Annotated in this window: 18 protein-coding genes and 1 riboswitch; of the genes, 8 read left to right on the top strand and 10 right to left on the bottom strand. The window is 70.6% G+C overall.

Annotated elements, in window-relative coordinates; all coding sequences use genetic code 11:
• Positions 1 to 63: 63 nt before the first annotated feature.
• Positions 64 to 254, top strand: a riboswitch (cobalamin riboswitch).
• A 106-nt stretch (positions 255 to 360) separates the two neighbouring features.
• The 6 genes from cobG to WT53_RS16105 all read left to right on the top strand — a co-directional run bounded on the left by cobG (position 361) and on the right by WT53_RS16105 (position 6,500).
• Complete coding sequence (gene cobG, locus WT53_RS16130; RefSeq protein WP_306453930.1) at positions 361 to 1,725, top strand: precorrin-3B synthase; 1,365 nt, start codon at positions 361 to 363, stop codon at positions 1,723 to 1,725.
• Positions 1,718 to 2,344: a precorrin-8X methylmutase gene (locus tag WT53_RS16125; protein ID WP_034207315.1), complete on the top strand. Its 627-nt coding sequence runs from the start codon at positions 1,718 to 1,720 to the stop codon at positions 2,342 to 2,344. The genes cobG and WT53_RS16125 overlap by 8 nt, the downstream gene beginning before the upstream one ends.
• Positions 2,341 to 3,075 carry a precorrin-2 C(20)-methyltransferase gene (locus tag WT53_RS16120; protein ID WP_060260579.1) on the top strand — a complete coding sequence of 245 codons (735 nt, stop codon included), beginning with the start codon at positions 2,341 to 2,343 and terminating at the stop codon, positions 3,073 to 3,075. Before WT53_RS16125 ends, WT53_RS16120 begins: the two co-directional genes overlap by 4 nt.
• Positions 3,072 to 4,781, top strand: a complete 1,710-nt coding sequence (gene cobJ, locus WT53_RS16115) for a precorrin-3B C(17)-methyltransferase (protein WP_060260576.1) — start codon at positions 3,072 to 3,074, stop codon at positions 4,779 to 4,781. The genes WT53_RS16120 and cobJ overlap by 4 nt, the downstream gene beginning before the upstream one ends.
• Entirely contained in the window at positions 4,751 to 5,029 is a 279-nt protein-coding gene (locus tag WT53_RS16110; RefSeq protein WP_059785746.1) for a hypothetical protein, read from the top strand. The genes cobJ and WT53_RS16110 overlap by 31 nt, the downstream gene beginning before the upstream one ends.
• Before the next feature lie 115 nt (positions 5,030 to 5,144).
• Entirely contained in the window at positions 5,145 to 6,500 is a 1,356-nt protein-coding gene (locus tag WT53_RS16105) for a chitinase (protein ID WP_034207312.1), read from the top strand.
• A 102-nt stretch (positions 6,501 to 6,602) separates the two neighbouring features.
• On the opposite strand, the gene WT53_RS16100 is transcribed toward WT53_RS16105, so the two are convergent.
• The 4 genes from WT53_RS16100 to WT53_RS16085 form a co-directional block, all read right to left on the bottom strand.
• Positions 6,603 to 7,346 (bottom strand): IclR family transcriptional regulator, encoded by a 744-nt coding sequence (locus WT53_RS16100; protein ID WP_060260573.1) that lies wholly within the window; start codon positions 7,344 to 7,346, stop codon positions 6,603 to 6,605.
• A 60-nt stretch (positions 7,347 to 7,406) separates the two neighbouring features.
• Positions 7,407 to 8,573, bottom strand: coding sequence for an acyl-CoA dehydrogenase family protein (locus WT53_RS16095; protein WP_060260570.1), 1,167 nt, complete (start codon positions 8,571 to 8,573; stop codon positions 7,407 to 7,409).
• 127 nt (positions 8,574 to 8,700) lie between these two features.
• A complete protein-coding gene (locus WT53_RS16090) occupies positions 8,701 to 10,002 on the bottom strand; it encodes a CitMHS family transporter (protein ID WP_059826652.1) in 1,302 nt (433 codons plus the stop codon).
• 116 nt (positions 10,003 to 10,118) lie between these two features.
• The gene (locus WT53_RS16085) at positions 10,119 to 11,279 is read right to left on the bottom strand and encodes a CaiB/BaiF CoA-transferase family protein (RefSeq protein WP_034207308.1); all 1,161 of its coding nucleotides are present in this window, start codon (positions 11,277 to 11,279) and stop codon (positions 10,119 to 10,121) included.
• Positions 11,280 to 11,554: 275 nt separating this feature from the next.
• On the opposite strand from WT53_RS16085, the gene WT53_RS16080 reads away from it, so the two are divergent.
• Both WT53_RS16080 and WT53_RS16075 read left to right on the top strand, forming a co-directional pair.
• Positions 11,555 to 11,815: a hypothetical protein gene (locus WT53_RS16080; protein WP_034207307.1), complete on the top strand. Its 261-nt coding sequence runs from the start codon at positions 11,555 to 11,557 to the stop codon at positions 11,813 to 11,815.
• 154 nt (positions 11,816 to 11,969) lie between these two features.
• Entirely contained in the window at positions 11,970 to 12,392 is a 423-nt protein-coding gene (locus tag WT53_RS16075; protein ID WP_034207306.1) for an NUDIX hydrolase, read from the top strand.
• Between the two features lie 33 nt (positions 12,393 to 12,425).
• Here the strand turns inward: WT53_RS16075 and WT53_RS16070 are convergent, their stop codons facing one another.
• The 6 genes from WT53_RS16070 to cobN all read right to left on the bottom strand — a co-directional run bounded on the left by WT53_RS16070 (position 12,426) and on the right by cobN (position 19,536).
• The gene (locus tag WT53_RS16070) at positions 12,426 to 12,752 is read right to left on the bottom strand and encodes a low molecular weight protein tyrosine phosphatase family protein (protein WP_034207305.1); all 327 of its coding nucleotides are present in this window, start codon (positions 12,750 to 12,752) and stop codon (positions 12,426 to 12,428) included.
• A gap of 29 nt (positions 12,753 to 12,781) precedes the next feature.
• Positions 12,782 to 13,354 (bottom strand): DUF1993 family protein, encoded by a 573-nt coding sequence (locus tag WT53_RS16065; RefSeq protein ID WP_034207304.1) that lies wholly within the window; start codon positions 13,352 to 13,354, stop codon positions 12,782 to 12,784.
• Between the two features lie 84 nt (positions 13,355 to 13,438).
• A complete protein-coding gene (locus WT53_RS16060) occupies positions 13,439 to 13,891 on the bottom strand; it encodes a YaiI/YqxD family protein (protein WP_034207303.1) in 453 nt (150 codons plus the stop codon).
• A 37-nt stretch (positions 13,892 to 13,928) separates the two neighbouring features.
• Positions 13,929 to 14,561 (bottom strand): VWA domain-containing protein, encoded by a 633-nt coding sequence (locus tag WT53_RS16055; protein ID WP_034207302.1) that lies wholly within the window; start codon positions 14,559 to 14,561, stop codon positions 13,929 to 13,931.
• A 68-nt stretch (positions 14,562 to 14,629) separates the two neighbouring features.
• Positions 14,630 to 15,727: an ATP-binding protein gene (locus WT53_RS16050; protein ID WP_034207301.1), complete on the bottom strand. Its 1,098-nt coding sequence runs from the start codon at positions 15,725 to 15,727 to the stop codon at positions 14,630 to 14,632.
• Complete coding sequence (gene cobN / locus WT53_RS16045; protein ID WP_034207300.1) at positions 15,724 to 19,536, bottom strand: cobaltochelatase subunit CobN; 3,813 nt, start codon at positions 19,534 to 19,536, stop codon at positions 15,724 to 15,726. The genes WT53_RS16050 and cobN overlap by 4 nt, the downstream gene beginning before the upstream one ends.
• Positions 19,537 to 19,539: the final 3 nt, after the last annotated feature.

The following is a 19,539-nucleotide window of genomic DNA, read 5'->3' as shown; positions in this document are numbered from 1 at the left end:
TTGCCTGCGCCGCCCGCCGCGAACGGCCAGCCGGTCGCGAATCGCGGCCGAAATCGGGTATCCTACGGCCGTTCGTTCGCCGGTGCCCTTCGGGGCCGAAGAGGGAACACAGGGCGCACCGCGCGCCGCTGTGGCTGCCCCCGCAACTGTAGACAGCGAGCCGATCCCCCCTCATGCCACTGGTTTCACCGGGAAGGCCGGGAGCCGGCGCCGACCTGTCAGCCAGGAGACCTGCCGGCCAGAAAGTGCGTGCGTGCCAGTCGGCGTCGGGCGGGGTGTACCGATGCGTTGGCCGCGGCGCCACACTGTTGCGCTATCCCGTTGAGTTCCGTTCCCGATTCGATTCCTGCGTCGTCCGTCGTGCGCCCGTCGGCCTGCCCGGGGCTCGTGCGCGTGGTCGCGGCCGCCGACGGCGGGCTGTGCCGGATCAAGCTGCCGGGCGGCCGGCTCGACGCGCGCCAGGCGCGCGCGATCGCCGCCGCCGCGCGCCTGTACGGCTCCGGCGCGATCGATGCGACCAATCGCGCGAATCTCCAGCTGCGCGGCATTCGCGACGGCGCGGCCGATGCGCTGGTGCGCGCGTTGCTCGATGCGGGGCTCGGCCCGCGCGCAAGCGCCGACGACGCCACCATCGTCAATGCGGCCGCGCTCGCGGCGAGCGACGACGTCCGCAACGTGATGTTGAGCCCGCTCGCCGGGCACGACCCCGCCGCACTCGTCGATAGTTACGCGCTCGCCGTGCCGCTGCTCGACATGCTCGCGAGCGAGCCGCGTCGCGGCGAATTGTCGCCGAAATTCTCGATTCAGCTCGACGGCGGCGAAACGGTCGCGGCGCTCGATCATCAGCACGACATCTGGCTGGCCGCGTGGCGCCGCGGCGACGGCGCGGTACGCCTGGCGGCGGGGCTGGCCGGCTGTCCGCCGGTGGCGCACGGCGATCGGCCCGCTTCGGTCGACGTGTCCGTCGATCAGGGCGTGGCACTGGTTCGCGCGCTGCTGCTCGCGTTCCTCGATCTCGCGCCGGCCGACGTCACGCGGATGCGCGCATTGCTTGCGACGTGCGGCGAGCCCACGCTGCTCGCGCGCGCGCAACACTACCTGCCCTTCCCGCTCGCGGCCGATCCGGCGCTTGCCGGCTGGCGGCGCACGCGCGTCGACCCAGCGCTGCGTTTCGGCGCGCGTCCGTCGCGCGACACGGCGCGTTGCAGCGTCGGCGCGCAATTCGCGCTCGGGCGGCTCGACGCGACGCAACTGGAGCGGCTCGCCGTACTGGCCGAAGCCGACGGCGACGGCACGCTGTCGATGACGCCGTGGCAAGGCGTGTTCGTGCACGGCGTGCCGAACGAGCGCGCGGCTGCGATGCGCGACGCACTCGCGTCGCTCGGCCTCGTGTGCGCGTCGTCCGACCCGCTGGCCGCGCTCGTCGCCTGCACCGGCAGCACGGGCTGCGCGAAAGCGCGCGCCGACACGAAACACGACGCGCACGCACTCGCCGCGCGCGTCGGCCATCCGCTCGACGTGCATCTGACCGGTTGCGAGCGCCACTGCGCGCTGCCGCACCCGGCCACCCATACGCTCGTCGCGGTGGCGCCCGCGCATTACGACCTTTACCGGCGCGACGCGGCCGCGGGCCTCGGCGCCCCACTCGCGCGCCATCTGACGATTGATCAGGCCGCGGTCCGACTCATGGACGCGCGGCACAGCCAGGACACCACCGATGCTTGACTACATTCGCGACGGGCAGGAAATCTACCGCCAGTCGTTCGCGACGATCCGCGCCGAGGCCGACCTGTCGCGGGTTCCGCCCGATCTCGAGAAACTCGCGGTGCGCGTGATCCACGCGTGCGGGATGGTCGACGTCGTGTACGACCTGCGCTTCTCGGCCGGTGCCGGTGCGGCCGGCCGCGCGGCGCTCGCGGCCGGCGCGCCGATCCTGTGCGACGCGAGGATGGTCGCCGAAGGCATCACGCGCGCGCGGCTGCCGGCGGCCAATCGCGTGATCTGCACGCTCGGCGAGCCGGAGGTGCCCGACCTCGCACGGCACCTCGGCAACACGCGTTCGGCCGCCGCGCTCGAACTGTGGCGCCCGCATCTCGCGGGCAGCGTCGTCGCGATCGGCAACGCGCCGACCGCGCTGTTCCACCTGCTCGACATGATCGACGCCGGCGCGCCACGCCCCGCGCTGATCCTCGGTTTCCCGGTCGGCTTCATCGGCGCGGCCGAATCGAAGGCGATGCTCGATGCCGACAGCCGCGGCGTGCCGTACGTCGCGCTGCTCGGCCGGCGCGGCGGCAGCGCGATGGCCGCTGCCGCGGTCAATGCGCTGGCGACGGAGGTCGAATGACGCGCGCGCACGGACGGCTGTTCGGGGTCGGCGTCGGCCCCGGCGATCCCGAACTGATGACGATCAAAGCGCTGCGCGTGCTGCAGGCGGCGCCCGTGGTCACGTATTTCGTCGCGAAAGGCAAGAAAGGCAATGCGTACGGCATCGTCGAAGCGCACCTGCTCGACGGGCAGACGCAATTGCCGCTCGTCTATCCGGTGACGACCGAGGCGCTGCCGCCGCCGCTGTGCTACGAGACGGTGATCGCCGATTTCTACGACACCGCGGCCGAGATCGTCGCGGCGCACCTCGATGCGGGCCGCGACGTCGCGGTGATCTGCGAAGGCGACCCGTTCTTCTACGGCTCGTACATGTACCTGCACGACCGCCTCGCGCCGCGTTACGACACCGAGGTGATCCCCGGCGTGTGCGCGATGCTCGGCGGCACGGCGGTGCTCGGCCAGCCGCTCGTCTATCGCAACCAGAGCCTGTCGGTGCTGTCGGGCGTGCTGCCCGAGCACGAGCTGCGCGAGCGGCTGGCGCGCGCCGATGCGGCGGTCGTGATGAAGCTCGGCCGCAACTTCGACAAGGTGCGGCGCGTGCTCGACGAACTCGGGCTCGCGAAGCGCGCGCTGTACGTCGAGCGCGCGACGATGGCGAACCAGCGCATCGTGCCGCTCGACGAGGTCGATCCGATGGCGTCGCCGTATTTCTCGCTGCTCGTCGTGCCGGGGGAAAAATGGCAAGGATGACGACGCCGCCCGCGATCGTGATTCTCGGCGCGAGCGCGCTCGATACCGCGCGACGCATCCAGATGCGTTACCCGGGCGCCCGTGTGCACGGGCTCGCGTCGCGCGTCGACGCCGACGTGCCGTTCGACGAACTCGGCGCGCACCTGCGCGAACTGTATGCGCGCGGCTTGCCGATCGTCGCGCTGTGCGCGGCCGGCATCGTGATCCGCTGCCTCGCGCCCGCGCTCGCCGACAAGGGCGTCGAGCCGCCGGTGCTCGCGGTCGCGGAAGACGGTTCGGCCGTCGTGCCGCTGCTCGGCGGGCTGACGGGCGTCAACGCGATCGCGCGCGAAATCGCCGAATGCGTCGGCGGCGCGCCCGCGATCACGACGAGCGGCGAACTGCGCTTCGGCGCGTGCGTGCTCAATCCGCCGGAAGGCTATGCGCTCGCCGATCTCGCGCAGGGCAAGCGCTTCGTGTCCGACCTGCTCGCGGGCGCGTCGACGCGCGTCGACGGCGCCGCGCCGTGGCTCGACGACGTCGCGCTGCCCCGTGATGCCGCAGCCGCGCACGCGATTCGCGTGACGCCCGACGCGTGGCGTGGCGCGCGCGACGAACTCGTGATCCATCCGCGCAGCGTGGTGGTCGGCGTCGCCGCTCATGCCGTGCATGCCGACGAAGCACTGGCCGCGCGCGTCGCTGCCACGCTCGACGAACAGGGTCTCGCACGGCTGGCGCTCGCGGCCATCGTCGCGCCGGCGTCGGCGATCGGCGACGCCGCACTGGAAGCAGCGGCGAGCACGCTCGACGTGCCGCTGCGCTTCGTCGATAGCGACCGCGACACGCCCGCCGACGCCGCCACGCTGCTCGCTCGCGCATTGCGCGTTCCCCACACGCTGCGTGAAGAATCGAACGGCCTCGCGTGCGCGGTCGCATCGCATCCGGTCGATCCCGCGACGCTCGGCCGCGCGCGCGGCCGCCTGACGGTGCTCGGTCTCGGCCCGGGCGGCGGCGCGTGGCTCACGCCGGCCGCACGCGCAGCGCTCGCGGACGCGACCGACATCCTCGGCTATACGACCTACGTGAACATGGCCGGCCCGTTCCGGGCGGACCAGCGCGTGCACGGCACCGACAATCGCGAGGAAATGCAGCGCGCGCGCCATGCGTTCGAACTGGCGGCCGAGGGCCGCCGCGTCGCGGTCGTATCGTCGGGCGACCCCGGCGTATTCGCGATGGCCGCGGCCGTGCTCGAAGCGCTCGACGAAGCGCGCGACCCGCAATGGGCCGCGGTCGACCTGCGCGTGGAGCCCGGCATCTCGGCGTCGCTCGCGACGGCCGCGCAGGCCGGTGCGCCGCTCGGCCACGACTTCTGTGCGATCTCGCTGTCGGACAACCTGAAGCCGTGGGACGTGATCGAGACGCGCCTGCGGCATGCGGCGCAAGCCGATCTCGTGATGGCGTTCTACAACCCGATTTCGCGCGCGCGGCCGTGGCAGCTCGACCGTGCGCTCGATATCGTGCGCGCGTACCGCACGGCCGACACGGTGGTCGTGCTCGGCCGCGACATCGGCCGGCCGGGCTCGACGCTTTCGACGACGACCCTCGGCGCGCTACGTGGCGACCAGGTCGACATGCGCACGATGGTGATCGTCGGCTCGTCGACGACGCGGCGATTCGCGATCGGCAACGCGCGCGAATGGGTCTATACGCCGCGCTGGTATCGCTGAAGGCCGCGGCGTTCCAGCCGGCGCGCGTCCCGCATCCGGCGGCGCTCTCCGGCGGCGCTCGCGTGAATGCGGATGCACGCGAGCCGGAAGTCGTCATGCCGGTGCGTCGCCGGTTCGCTGGAACCGGTCCATACGCACCGCGTCGCGCGATCGGTCGGAAAAAGTGCCCGCCCTGCGTTTCGAAATGCGACCGAATCGGCAAGTTCGTTACGTATCGGGAATCGAATAACAAAAAGAAGAACACCTAAATTCCCTATTCGACGCGAATCCTCCAAGATAGGCACGCCGCCGGCGGGGCACGTGCCGCCCCATCGGCGGCGATACGCAGGCCAGCGTATCCCTCTTCCACTTGGAGAACACAGAATGAACAACAATGCGTTGACGCGTTTCGTTCCGCGTGCGTTTGCCGCGGGTTGTCTGCTCGCGATGGCGAGCGTGTCGCACGGTGCCGGCGTCTATGCGCCCTATGTCGACGTGACGCTCTATCCGACACCGCTGGTCGACCAGATCGGCGTGCGCCAGGGCATCCAGCAGTTCACGCTCGCGTTCGTGGTCGCGGGCAACGGCTGCGTGCCGTCGTGGGGCGGCGTGCAGCCGATCGGCAACGGCGCGAGCGGCGACCTGCTGACTGCGCTGTCCACGTCGATCGCGAGCTACCGCGCGAAAGGCGGCGAAGTCGCCGTGTCGTTCGGCGGCGCGAACGGCACGCCGCTGATGCAGGCGTGCTCGACGGTCCCCGCGCTGAAAACCGCGTACCAGACGGTGATCGACACGTACGGCCTCACCCACGTCGACTTCGACATCGAGGGCGGGTCGCAGCAGGACACGGCGGCGATCGCGCGCAACTTCCAGGCCGTCGCGCAACTGCAGGCCGACTACGCGGCGAAGGGCAAGCCGCTGCACGTGACGCTGACGCTGCCGACGATGCCGACCGGGCTCACGCAGGACGGCGTGAACGTCGTCAACGCGGCCATCGCGAACAAGACCGCGTTCGATGCGGTCAACGTGATGGCGATGGATTACGGTCCGGCGAACATCGACATGGGCGCCGCGGCGATCAGCGCCGCGCAGGCGCTCTACTCGCAGCTCGACACGGCGTTCAAGTCGGCCGGCCAGCCGAAGACCAATGCGCAGCTGTGGCAGATGGTCGGCGTCACGCCGATGATCGGCGTCAACGACGTGCAGGGCGAGACGTTCACGCTCGCGAATGCGCAGACCGTACTGAACGCGGCGGTCGCGAACGGCTACGGCTTCTTCGGCAACTGGTCGGTCGGCCGCGACCAGGCGTGTCCGTCGGGCGGCACGTATGCGTCGCCGACCTGCTCGGGCGTCGCGCAGCAGCCGTACGCGTTCGCGACGATCTTCAAGAAGCTCGACGGCAAGTGGGGCGCGGGCGTCACGCAGGACCCGAACTACGGCGGCGGCACGAACGGCGGCACGCCGCAGCCGGGCGCACCGTGGGCGGCCGGCCAGGTCTATACGGCCGGCGCGACGGTCACCTACCAGGGCACGACGTATCAGGCGCAGTGGTGGACGCAGGGCGACGTGCCCGGGCAGGCGGCCGTGTGGAAGCCGGTCGGCGGCGGCACGCCCGCGTGGTCGGCGACGACCGCCTACCAGGGCGGCACGTGCGTGACGTACCAGGGCGCGAAGTATTGCGCGAAATGGTGGACGCAGGGCGACAACCCGAGCGCGGGCGGCGTGTGGGTGAAGTCGTGACGTCGCGACGGGCCGGCGCGTGACGCGCGGCGGGCCGTGTCCGGCGTGGCAGGACCGCACGCCGGCGACGGCCCGCTGCCGGCGCCGTCGGGTGCCGCTGCCCTACCCGCGTGCGTGCTCGGCCAGCAGCCGCGCCTTCGCGTCGACGAGCAGCGCCGCATGCGCGTCGCGATGCTGGCGAATCCGCTCGGTCGGCCCGACGACCGACAGCCCGTACCAGTCGCCGTCGAGCGTCAGCGCGACCGCGATCGCCGACAGTTCGGGCGCGCTCTCGCCGAAGTTCTCCGCCCAGCCGAGCTCGCGAAACCGCGCGGTCTGCGCGACGAGCGCCGGCAGGTCGGCCACCGTCGCGTCGGTGAAGCGTTCGAACGGCAGTTGCACGCCGAGCGCCTGCTGCGCGTCGCTCGCGAGTTCCGCGAAGATCGCCTTGCCGATCGAGTTCGCATGCAGCGGGCGCAGTTCGCCCGGCTGGCGCGTATAACGGATCGCCTGCTCGGATTCGACGACGTCGAGGTACGTGACCGACACGCCCTGGATCTTGCCGAGCACGGCGGTTTCGCGGCTCGCGTCGCGCAGCGCGACGAGGTGCGGATGCACGACGTCGACGACCGGATCGGTCGCGTCGATCGCGGCGGCGACCGTCTGCAGGCGTCGCGTCGGATAGTAGCCGCCGCGCCTGCGCACTTCGTACAGGTAGCCGCGGCTCACGAGCGTGCGCGCCATCGCGAGACAGCTCGATGCCGGCACGTTGAGCAGGCGCGCGAGTTCGGTCAGCGGCAGCGGCCGCCGTTCGGCGGCGAACAGCTCGAACAGGTCGAGCGTGCGGGCAACGAGTTTGACGTCCATGACGAGCGCTTGATTCGGAACGGGAAACCGCGCGCCGGGCGAGCCGCCGGGTCGGTACGGTCAGTACGACTTCGGCAGCCCGAGCACCTTCTCCGCGATGTAGCACAGGATCAGTTGCGGACTCACGGGCGCGAGCCTCGGAATCATACACTCGCGCAGGTAGCGCTCGACATGGTATTCCTTCGCATACCCCATCCCGCCGTGCGTCGCGATCGCCGTCTGGCAGGCCTGGAACGCGGCTTCCGCACCGAGGTATTTCGCCGCGTTCGCCTCCGCGCCGCACGACTGGCCCGCGTCGTAGCGCGTCGCGGCCTTCATCACCATCAGCCAAGCGGCTTCGAGCTGCATCCACGCCTGTGCGAGCGGATGCTGGATCGACTGGTTCTGCCCGATCGGCCGGCCGAACACGACGCGCTCGCACGCATACTGCGTCGCGCGGCGCAGCGCGGCCTGCCCGAGCCCGATCGCCTCGGCGGCGATCAGGATCCGTTCGGGGTTCAGGCCGTGCAGCAGATAGCGGAAGCCGTCGCCTTCGTGGCCGATCAGGTCGTCGCGCGACACGCGCAGGTTGTCGATGAACAGCATGTTCGAATCGACCGCCTTGCGGCCCATCTTCTCGATTTCGCGGACCTCGACGCGCGAACGGTCGAGGTCGGTATAGAACAGGCTCAGCCCGTCGGTCGGCTTCGCGACCCGGTCGAGCGGCGTCGTGCGCGCGATGATCAGCATCTTGTTCGCCACCTGCGCGGTCGAGATCCAGATCTTGCGCCCGCTCAGCACGTAGTGATCGCCGTCGCGGCGCGCCTGCGTGCTCAGGTGCGTGGTATCGAGCCCGGCGTCGGGCTCGGTCACCGCGAAGCACGCCTTGTCGTGCCCGGCGATCAGCGGCGGCAGGAAGCGCGCCTTCTGCGCGTCGTTGCCGAACACCTGCACCGGGTTCAGCCCGAAGATGTTCATGTGCACGGCCGACGCGCCGGACAGGCCGGCACCCGATGCGCTGATCGTGCGCATCATCAGCGCGGCTTCGGTCATCCCGAGCCCGGCGCCGCCGTAGGCCGGATCCATCGCGATGCCGAGCCAGCCGGCGTCGGCGAGCGCCGCGTGGAAATCGGCCGGGAACCCGCCCGCGCGATCGCGTTCGAGCCAGTAGTCGTCGCCGAAGCGCTCGCAGATTTTCTCGATCGCGCTTTCGATCGCGCGCTGGTCGTCGGTCAGGTCGAACTGCATGGATTGCTCTCCAGGAAAACGTGAACGGCCGCGCCGCCTTCGCGACGACACCGGGCCGCCCCGGCCGTCGCGCCGACGAAAAACGCTTTCGGGCGGCCGGCACGTGGCGTCGGGGCAACGCGCACGGTCATAACGGAAACACGCCCGTCGCGACCGCGGCGAATACCATCAGCACGGTGGCGGCGAACAGGAACGGAATCGTGAATTTCTGGTGCTCGGCGAGCTCGACGCCGGTCAGTCCGACGATCAGGAACGTCGCGGGCGTGAGCGGGCTCACCGGGAAGCCCGTCGTCATCTGGCCGAGCAGCGCGGCCTGCGCCATCTGGATCGGCGGCACGCCGAGCAGCTTGCCGCTTTCCGCGAGCACGGGCAGCACGCCGAAGTAGAACGAATCGGGGTCGAACAGCAGGCTGAGCGGCATCGACAGCAGCCCGAGCACGAACGGCATGTGGCGCGCATGCTCGATGGGCACGTGCGCGACGACGACCTCGGCCATCGCCTTGAGCATCCCGGTGCCGGACATGATTCCCGTGAACGCGCCGGCCGCGAGCAGCACGCTCGCCATCATCAGCGCGGCCTTCGCATGCGCGTCGATCCGCTCGCGCTGTGCCTGGACGTCCGGGTAATTGATCACGAGCGCGGCGACCGTGCCGAGCATGAACATCACCATCGGGTCGACGATGCCCGACACGAGCGTGACGAGCACGACGAGCGTCAGCGCGACGTTGATCCCGAACCGTCCCGGCCGGCGCAACGCGCGTTCGGCGTCGGTCAGCTCGCGCGGCGCAATCGCGAGCGATGCGGCGCCGGCGCGGTCGAGCCCCAACCGCTTCGCCTCGCGCACGCCGAGCACCCAGGCGGTGCCGAATACGAACGCGAGCCCGACCATCTGCACCGGAATCATCGGCATGAAAATCGCCGAGCCGGGAATGTGCAGCGCCGCCGATGCGCGCAGCATCGGCCCGACCCACGGCAGGAAGTTGACGCCGGCCGCCATCGACGCGACGCACGCGAGGATGCGGCGATCCATCCCGAGCCGCGTATAGAGCGGCATCATCGCCGGCAGCGTGACGAGAAACGTGACCGCGCCGGAGCCGTCGAGATGGATCAGCAGCGCGAGCAGCGCCGAGCCCATCACGATGCGCGGCGGATGGCAACCGATCACGCGCAGCACGCCGGCGATGATCGGGTCGAGCATCCCCGCATCGGTCAGGATACCGAAAAAAAGAATCGCAAAAACGAACATCCCGGCGATCGGGCCGATGTTCTGTACGCCGTGCACGACGAACTTGCCGGTCTGCAGCCCGAAACCGGCCGCGAGCGACGCGGCCACCGGCACGACGATCAGCGCGACGAGCGGCGACAGCCGCTTCGTGATGATCAGGCCGAACAGCGCGACGATGGCGACCGCGCCGATCGATGCGAGCATGATGCGTCTCCTCTTCTGCCGGTGCGCTTGTCGGTGCGTGTCGACGCGCGGGCCGGCGTGATGTCCGAACGATGATGTGTGCCGCGACACGGCACGGCAGGCGGCCGCGACGGCGGTCAGCTCCGGCCGTCGTCGTTGTCGTTGCCATCCGCGAACACCTGCGCCGCATGTTCGTTCAGCGCGGGCGGCGGACGCCGGTACGTGGCCGGCGTGCGGCCCAGCTTGATCGGCGACGCGATGCCGCGATGCCGGCCCAGTTCGACCTTCATCCGCCGATGCGCGACATGCGGGTGGTCGAGCGCCGCATCGAGCCCGAGCACGGGCGCGCACGGCACGCCGCGACGCATCAGTTGCTCGGCGAGCACGGCGCCGTCGTGCGCGGCCAGCGCCGTTTCGAGCAGCGTGCGCAGCACGGTCCGATGCTGGTTGCGCGCGCGGTTGTCCGCGAAGCGCGGATCGTCGAGCCAGTCGCGCGTGCCGAGCACGTCGCACAGCGCGGCGAACTGCCCGTTGTTGCCGACCGCCAGGAAGATGTCGACGCCCGCCGTCGGAAAGCTGTCGTACGGCGTGATGTTCGGATGCGCGTTGCCGGTGCGCACGGGCGCGTTGCCGGAATGGAAGAAGTTCGGCGTATGCGGATGAAGGATCGACAGCGCGCAGTCGAACAGCGTCGACTCGACGAACTGGCCGCGGCCGCTGGCGTCGCGCTCGCGCAGCGCCATCAGCACGCCGAGCGCCGCGTTCAGCCCCGTGACGAGATCGACGATCGGCACGCCGACGCGCAGCGGCGCGCCGCCGGCTTCGCCGTTGACGCTCATCAGCCCCGCGAGCGCCTGCACGGCCGCGTCGTAGCCCGGCAGCCCGCCGAGCGGGCCGTCCGCGCCGAAACCCGACACGCGGCAATGGACGAGGCGCGGAAACCGCGCATGCAGCGCGTCGAACCCGAGCCCCCAGCGCTCCATCGTGCCGATCTTGAAGTTCTCGACCAGTGCGTCCGCGTGTTCGAGCAGCCCGAGCAGCCGCTCGCGATCGACCGGCTGCGTAAGGTCGAGCGCGATGCCGAGCTTGTTGCGGTTCACGCCGAGGAAGTACGACGCGGTGTCGCCGTCGAACGGCGGGCCCCACGTGCGCGTTTCGTCGCCGGACGGCGGTTCGACCTTGATCACCTCCGCGCCGTGATCGGCGAGGATCTGGGTCGCGTACGGGCCGCCCAGCACCCGCGACAGATCGATGATGCGCAATCCCGCCAGCGCGCCCTGCTGCTCGTGTTCCGCCATGCGTCTCGCTCCTGGTTCCGGTTGATCGGACTGCCGGTTCCGGCGGCCCAGCGCGTGCGGCGCGGTTTCTCCGGATTCGACGAATAATTCGTGTGTGTGAATTTATATTCACACTCGCGAATTATATTGTCAAGCCCGGATGGACCCGGCTGCCGCGCCGAGCCCATCGCCGCGCGCAAGCGGGGAGACACCGAACGCGCCGGTTGCGGTCGCACCCCGCCGTTGGCTAAGCTGGCGGGCGACATTCATCCCTACCCAAACAAGGCGGAATATTCATGAAACGGTTGTGGCTGGCGGCCTTCGTGCTGGCGTCGACGCTGGGCGTCGCGCACGCGCAAAACCAGACTTTCCACTTCGGCGAAGGACAAGCCGGCATGCCGGGCGCGGCGCCGCACGCTGCCGCGCCGGCGGCTCGGCCCGCGCCCGCACGCCGGCACGTCACCGCGCCGTCGCCTCGTCACCGGCGTGCGGTGCACAAGCGCCGCCATTCGCGCCCCGTGAAGCCGGCGCGCGGCGGCATCTACACGCACGCGTGAACTGGCGTGCGTGGCACGAGCGCGGGGTGCACGCGATTGTCACGAACGGCCGGTAACATCGGCGCGGCGGCTTGCATGCCGTCGCCGCCTGCTGCCGGGTCCTGCGCAGCCGACGGGCCTTTCCTCCACGATTCAGCACCTGTTTTGCCAGAACATGAGCACCGGGCCGGATACCCTCGCCGTCAACAAGGAACGCGCCACGATCGTGTGCCGCCAGCGCAGCAGCGTGCTGCTGGTCGCGCGCACCGCGGCGCGCTGGTCGCTACCGGGCGGCACGATCCGGCGCGGCGAGACGCCGCTCGAAGCCGCGCTGCGGGAACTCGCGGAGGAAACGCGACTGGAGGGGCTCGCGCTCGACTACGCGGTGCAGTTCGGCGGGCTGACGAAGCTGCATCACGTGTTCGTGGCCGACGTGCCGGCGCACCTGACGCCGCGCGCGAGCAACGAGATCGCCCGCTGCAAGTGGTTCACCGTCGACCGGCTCGACACGCTGCGCGCCAGCGTGCCGACGCGCAAGATCATCGAGTTGCTGCGGCTCGACTGTTTCTCTGCGCTCGCGAGCGGGCCGCTTCGCTGAGGTCGATGCCGGCTCGGCTGCCGACCGCGGCGATTACGCGCGCAGGAACGGGCCGGCCTTGCGTTCGAGCAGTGCGACGAGTTCGGGCTGCATGAACGCGTAGCGGTCGGGGATGTCGAGGCAGACGATCTTCCGGTGCTTCAGATGCGCACCGAATTGCGCCGACAGTCGCGCCTTGTGCGCGCGCTCCATCACGAACACGATGTCCGCCCAGTCGAGTTGCTCGGCGGACAGCCGTACGTCCGCGTCGGGCGCGAGGCCCGCGGAGTCGGTTTCGATGCCGGGCCACGCGGCGAACACCGCTTCGGCCGTCGGGCTGCGTAGCCGGTTGCGGCTGCAGATGAACAGTGCCCGTGTCATGTCGCTTCACGGCCGCCCGAGCGGCCGGCTCAGCCTTGCGGAATCGTGCCCGGCCGGACGTACGCGAGCATGTGCGGCACGTAATCGGCCTTGCCGAGCTCGACGCCGTGATGGCGCAGGATCGCGTACGCAGCGATCGCGTGGAAGTAGAACTGCGGCAGCGCCCAGTCGCGCACGTACTGTTCGCCCGTCATGTCGAACGCGATCCCGTTCGGCAACTCGAGCGTGATCGGCAGCGCTGCGCCGCCATCGAGCGCATCCGGCGCGAGTTCGCCGAGAAAGGCGAGCGTGCCGGCGATGATCGCCTGCGCATCGGCCGGCGAACCGGGTTGCGCATCGGCGTTCCAGCCCGCCTCGCGCAACGCGAGCAATGCCGCTGGCAGCGGTTCGCCGCGCAGCCGATGGACCGGCTCCATCGCCTGGAAACACGAAAAGCGCACCTGGGCGGCGAGCGGATACATGTCGGGCGCCAGCCTCAGCGTCATCGCCGCGTCGGGTTCGTCGCCGGCGGACTGCCGGTGCGCGACGGCCTTGTCGAGCCACGCGGACTGCGCCCGCAGCATCTGGGTGTAGGTCGGAACGAGAAGTTGGGTCGGTGACACGCGCGCGCTCCTGTACTGGGGTTCGCGTCACACGATAGCAGCGTCGGCGCAAGCCTGCATCCCGGCCGGGCGCGCCGTGTGCCGTCACGGCTTGCCGTGCCGCGCCAGGAACCGGTCGAGCTGCGACGCAAACGCCTTGCCGTCGCGCGCGCCGAACGGCGCCGGCCCGCCCGTGTCGATGCCCGCGCTGCGCAACTGGTCCATCATCGCGCGCGTCGACAGGCGTTCCTCGATGTTCTCGCGGCTGAACCAGTTGCCGCGCGGGTCGAGCGCGTGCGCGCCCTTGTCGAGCGCGGCGGCGGCCAGCGGGATGTCGGCCGTGATCACGAGGTCGCCGGGTTCGGTCAGCTCGACGATGCGCGCATCGGCCACGTCGAAGCCGGCCGGTACCTGCACGGCCTTGATGAACGGCGACGGCGGCGTGCGCAGAAACTGGTTCGCGACCAGCGTCACGCAGATCTCGGCGCGACGCGCGGCGCGAAACAGCATGTCCTTGATGACGGCGGGACACGCGTCGGCATCGACCAGTACTTGCATGGTGGAGGTTTCCGGTGGGCAGAAGCAGAAGCGGCGATCATAGCGCATCGCCGGCCGGCCATCGGCCGGCGAGATCGGTGCGAAGCGCGTCGGCCGTCACCCACTGCGCGCCCCAGGCCGCGGCGAGCCGCGCACCCTGCCCGATCCGCACGGCCGCATCGTCGAAGTCGACGAACACGACGTGATCGGCCGCCGCGGGTCTGGCCGGCGTGTCGCGCGTGCGCCCGTCGGACAGCACCCACAGCCAGCGCGCTTTGCCCGGCGCGCGCCGCGCCGCGTGGGCGAGCAACTGCGCGGCGGCCGCGATGCCGTCCGCGAGCGGCGTGCCGCCGCCGCCGTCGACCGGCTCGAGCCAGCGCGCATTCCACCAGCGCGGCACGGCCGGGCCGAAGCGCCGCGCGGCGCCGTTGCCGCCGAAGCAGACCAGCGCGGTTTCGACACGTGCGCGCGCGGCCTGATCGAAATACGCGACGATCAGTCCCTTCGCGAGCGCGAGCCGTTCGTGCGACAGCATCGACGCCGAACAATCGAGCACGAAGCAATGCAACGCGTGCGGCGTGCCCGCGCGTTTCCCGTAGCGCAGATGATCGCGATGCAGCGGACCGCCGCGTTTCGCGGCAAGCGTCGCCGGCCAGGCGACGGCCGTGCCGGCGCGCACCGTGCCCGGCACGCGCGCGGCGGCGCCTGACTGCCATCGAGGACCGCGAATCGCGTTCGCGGCGGCGCCGGCTCGATGGCTCAGCTTTTTTTTAGCGGCAGCGGCACCACGCTTTTCACGTCGCGCAGCCCGGCCGGTTCGGGCGGCAGGTAGCCCCAGTCGCCCTGCGATGCCGACGCGCCGGCCTCCGTGTCGCCCCTTTCGCGCGGTCGGTCGTCGGGCCGCCGGCGCGGGTCCGGCGGCGCACGACCGTCGCGTTCGCCATCGTGCTGCGACGACTGCTGAGAAGACTGCTGCGATGGCGGCGGCCCCGCATGGCGCCGGTGCCGCAGCACGGCCTCGGCCACGCGCTCCACGTGCGACACCGCCACCGCTGCGGCCCGTTCCAGCGCGGCCAGCGCACGCGCGGCACGCAGCATCACGAGATCGGCACGCAACCCGTCGACGGCCGCGTCGATGCACAGCGCGCTGACGCGCGCATGGACCGCATCGTCGAAATCCAGCGCCGGCAGCCGGGCGCGCGCCGCGCGAATCCGGTCCGCGAGTTCCCGCTGAGCGGACGCGTGACGTGCGCGAAACGCGTCCGGATCGAGATCGAACGCGAGTCGCGCCTTCACGATCCGCTCACGCTGGGCGGCGTCGAAACAGTTCTCCAGTTCGACCATCAGCCCGAAGCGGTCGAGCAACTGCGGGCGCAGCTCGCCCTCCTCGGGATTCATCGTGCCGACCAGCACGAAACGCGCGTCGTGCGCGTGCGACACGCCATCGCGCTCGACGATGTTCACGCCGCTCGCGGCGACGTCGAGCAGCGTATCGACGAGCCCGTCGGCGAGCAGGTTCACTTCGTCGACATACAGCACGCCGAGATGCGCGCGAGCCAGCAGGCCCGGCCGGAAGCGCACGCCGTTTTCGGCCAGCGCATGCGCGAGATCGAGCGTGCCCGTCACCTGCTCGTCGCTCGCCGACAACGGCAGCGTGACGAACTGCCCTTCCGGCAACAGCTCCGCGAGGCCGCGCGCGGCCGTCGATTTCGCGGTGCCGCGCGGCCCGCTCACGAGCACGCCGCCGAGCGACGGGTCGATCGCGGCAAGCAGCAGTGCCTGCTGCAACGCGTCCTGCGCGACGAGCGCCGCAAACGGAAAAACCGCGCGGGCGCGGTGCGTCGTCGGATCGGTCATCGCCGCCCCCCTTCCTGAAGTTGTTCGCTCGCGAGCCAGACCGCTTCGATCCGCTCGCGATAGTCGCCCGGCTGCTGCCACAGGCCGCGCTGCATCGCCTCGACGAAGCGTTCGCAGATCCCGTGCAGCGCCTTCGGGTTGTGCCGTTCGAGGAACGCGCGGGTGGCGTCGTCGAACAGGTACGCGTCGGCGACGAGCGCGTACTGGTGATCCGACAGCACGCGTGCGGTCGCGTCATAGCCGTACAGATAGTCGACGGTCGCGGCCAGCTCGGCCGCGCCCTTGTAGCCGTGACGCTTCACGCCGTCGAGCCATTTCGGGTTGACGACGCGCGAGCGGATCACGCGCGCGATTTCCTCGCGCAGCGTGCGCATCTTCGGCGCGACCGGGTTCGCATGGTCACCGTGGTAGATGCTCGGCTGCTGTCCGGACAGGTGCCGCACCGCCGCCGTCATCCCGCCCTGGAACTGGTAGTAGTCGTTCGAATCGAGGATGTCGTGCTCGCGACTGTCCTGGTTCTGCACGACGACGTCGATCGTCGCCAGCCGTTCGCCGAACACGTCGGCCGCCGCGTCGCCCGCGCTGTTCTGCGCGTACGCGTGGCCGCCCCATCGGCGATAGGCGTCCGCGAGATCGGCGTCGGTCTGCCAGCGGCGCTGGTCGATCAGGTCCTGCAGGCCCGCGCCGTAGCTGCCCGGCCGCGCGCCGAACACGCGCCAGCCGGCGCGGCGCCGCGCTTCGTCGGGCGCCACGCCCTGCGCGATCCATGCCGCGCGTTCGCGCTCGATGCGCGCGCGGATCGGGTTCAGCGCCTCGGGCTCGTCGAGCGCGGCGACGGCCTGCACGGCTGCGTCGAACAGGTGCATCAGGTTCGGGAACGCGTCGCGGAAGAAACCCGACACGCGCAGTGTCACGTCGATGCGCGGCCGGTCGAAGATCTCGATCGGCAGGATCTCGAAGTCGGTCACGCGATGGCTGCCGTGCGCCCATTTCGGCCGCACGCCGATCAGCGCGAATGCCTGCGCGATGTCGTCGCCGCCGGTGCGCATCGTGGCCGTCCCCCACACCGACAGCCCGATCGCGCGCGGATAGTCGCCGTGATCCTGCAGATGGCGCTCGATCAATTGCTGCGCGGATTTCAGGCCGAGCGACCACGCGGCCTGCGTCGGCACCGCGCGCGTATCGACCGAATAGAAGTTGCGGCCCGTGGGCAGCACGTCGGGACGGCCGCGCGACGGCGAACCGCTCGGCCCCGGCGGCACGAAACGGCCGTCGAGCCCGCGCAGCAGCTGACGCATTTCCTCGCCGCCGCAGGCGTCAAGCGCGGGCAACAGCATCGTGCGCACGCGTTCGATCACCGCGAGCGTATGCGGCCATGCGCCGGGCGGCGGAATCGCGATGCCGGGATCCTCGAAAGATTCGGTTCTGCACACGGCGTCGAGCCAATGCTGCGCAAGCCGTTCGAGCCGCTCGCGCGTATCGCCCGCATGACGCCACGGCGACGCGTCGAGCGCCTGCAGGACGGTCGGCCGCGGCCCCGTCCACGGCGCGGCCCAGTCGGCCGCGAGCGGATCGAAAGCGTCGCCGAGCGCGAGATCGCGCGCGAGCGCGCCGATCAGCCCGGCCCGTTCGCCCTTGCCGTCGCCGACCGGAAAGCGCGCGAGCGCGAGCAGCGTGTCGCGCCGCTGGCGCTCGAGCGGCGACGCGCCGAACACGTGCAGCCCGTCGCGAATCTGCGCTTCCTTCAACTCGCACAGCCATGCGTCGACCCGCGTGAGCAGTGCATCCTCGTCACCCGCGTCGCGCGGCGGCGACATGCTCAGTTCGTCGTGCAGCCGATGCTCGGCGATCGTCGCGAGAATCGTCTTGCGCAACAGCTTCGCGCGCCGCGCGTCGACCATCAACGCTTCGTAGTACTCGTCGACCTGCCGTTCGAGATCCTGCAGCGGGCCGTAGTTTTCCGCGCGCGTGAGCGGCGGCATCAGGTGATCGACGATCACCGCCTGTGCGCGGCGCTTCGCCTGGCTGCCCTCGCCCGGATCGTTGACGATGAACGGATACAGGTGCGGCAGCGGCCCGAGCGTCAGGTCGGGCCAGCACGCGTCGGACAGCGCGACGCTCTTGCCCGGCAGCCATTCGAGATTGCCGTGCTTGCCGAGATGGATGACCGCGTCGACGCGATACGCATCGCGCAGCCAGAAATAGAACGCGAGATACGCATGCGGCGGCACGAGCTCCGCATCGTGATAGCTCGCGTAATCGTGGTCGTCGCGCGAGCGCGACGGCTGGATGCCGACGAATACGTTGCCCGCACGCCAGCCGGCGATCGTGAAACGCCCTTGCCGCAGCGTCGGGTCGGCTTCAGGCGGCCCCCAGCGCGCGTTCAGCGCGTCGCGCACGGCCGCCGGCAGCCGCGCGAAATGCGCGACGTAGTCGGCCAGCGGGAAGCTCTGGAACGCCGGTCGCAGCGCGTGCACGGCCGCGTCGTTGGTCACGCCTTCGGTGAGCCGCGCGATCAGCGCGTCGCCGTCGGGCGGCAGGTCGGCCACCGTATAGCCCGCGTCGCGCAGCGCCGCGAGCACGCGCAGCGCGGATGCCGGCGTGTCGAGCCCGACGCCGTTGCCGATGCGCCCTTCGCTTTGCGGATAGTTCGCGAGAATCAGCGCGATGCGCTTGTCGGCATTGTCCAGCGTGCGCAGCCGGCACCAGCCGCGCGCGAGCGCCGCGACGAACGCGATCCGCTCGGCATCCGGCTGGTAGCGCACGACGTCGACCTCGGTATGCGGGCAGCGATACGCGAGCCCCTTGAAGCTCACCGCGCGCGTGACGATGCGCCCGTCGACTTCGGGCAGCGCGATGTGCATCGCGATGTCGCGCGCGTGCAGGCCCTGGTTGTCGGCCACCCACGCGTCGCGATTGCCGCCGGACAGGATCACCTGCAGCACCGGCGCGTCGCCGGCGAGCACGTCGTGCCCGGGGCTGTCGATCGCGCCGGCCGCGAACGCGGTGGTATTCAGCACGAGCGCGACGTCGTGCGTGTCGCAGAGTTGCGTGATGACCTCGCGGCTCACCGCGTCCTTCAGCGACGTCACCGCGATCGGCAGCGGATTCAGCCCTTGGTCGATCAGTGCGTCGGCCAGCGCGTCGAACACCGCCGTGTTCGCGGCCTGCCAGTGCGCGCGATAGAACAGGATCGCGACGACCGGCGCGCCGGGCGTCCAGCGCGGCCGCCAGTCGTCGACGCTCGCGCGGTCGCGCGCCGGGTGATACAGCGCGGCGGCGGGCAGCGGCCGCGGCGGTTCGGGTTCGTCGCCGAAGCCGAACGTGTGAAACGCGATGCTGCGCAGCAGCGCGTCGGCGTTGTGCACGCCGCCTTCGCGCAGGTAGCGCCACCACAGCCGGCATAGCTCGGCCCCGACCGTGCTCTTCGCGACGAGGTTCGGGTCCTCCTGCAGGTCGCCCGAGAACATCGCGAGCCGTTGCCCGCGCTTCGATGCGAGCGACACGGCCTGCTCGATCCCGTACGGCCAGTACGCTTCGCCGCCGAGATGATCGATCACGACCGTCTTCGCGTGACGCAGCACGTCGTCGACGTAGAAATCGACCGACGCCGGCTGGCGCAGGAACGTGACGTTCGCGAGCCGCACGCTCGGGAACCCGGCCGGCAAGTGCGGCACGACGCTCGCGAGCAACGACAACGTCGTGTCGGCCGAGCTCAGGATCACGATGTCGGCCGGCTGCTGGTCGATCCGGACGACGCCCTGCGTATCGTCGACGAAGCCGCCCGGCGTGGTGCGCAGCAGATGCATCGT

This window comes from Burkholderia sp. MSMB2157WGS (genome assembly GCF_001532755.1).
Classification (GTDB): domain Bacteria; phylum Pseudomonadota; class Gammaproteobacteria; order Burkholderiales; family Burkholderiaceae; genus Burkholderia.
Note: the sequence above shows the minus strand (reverse complement) of the source record. Positions and strands in the feature narration are given on the sequence as shown.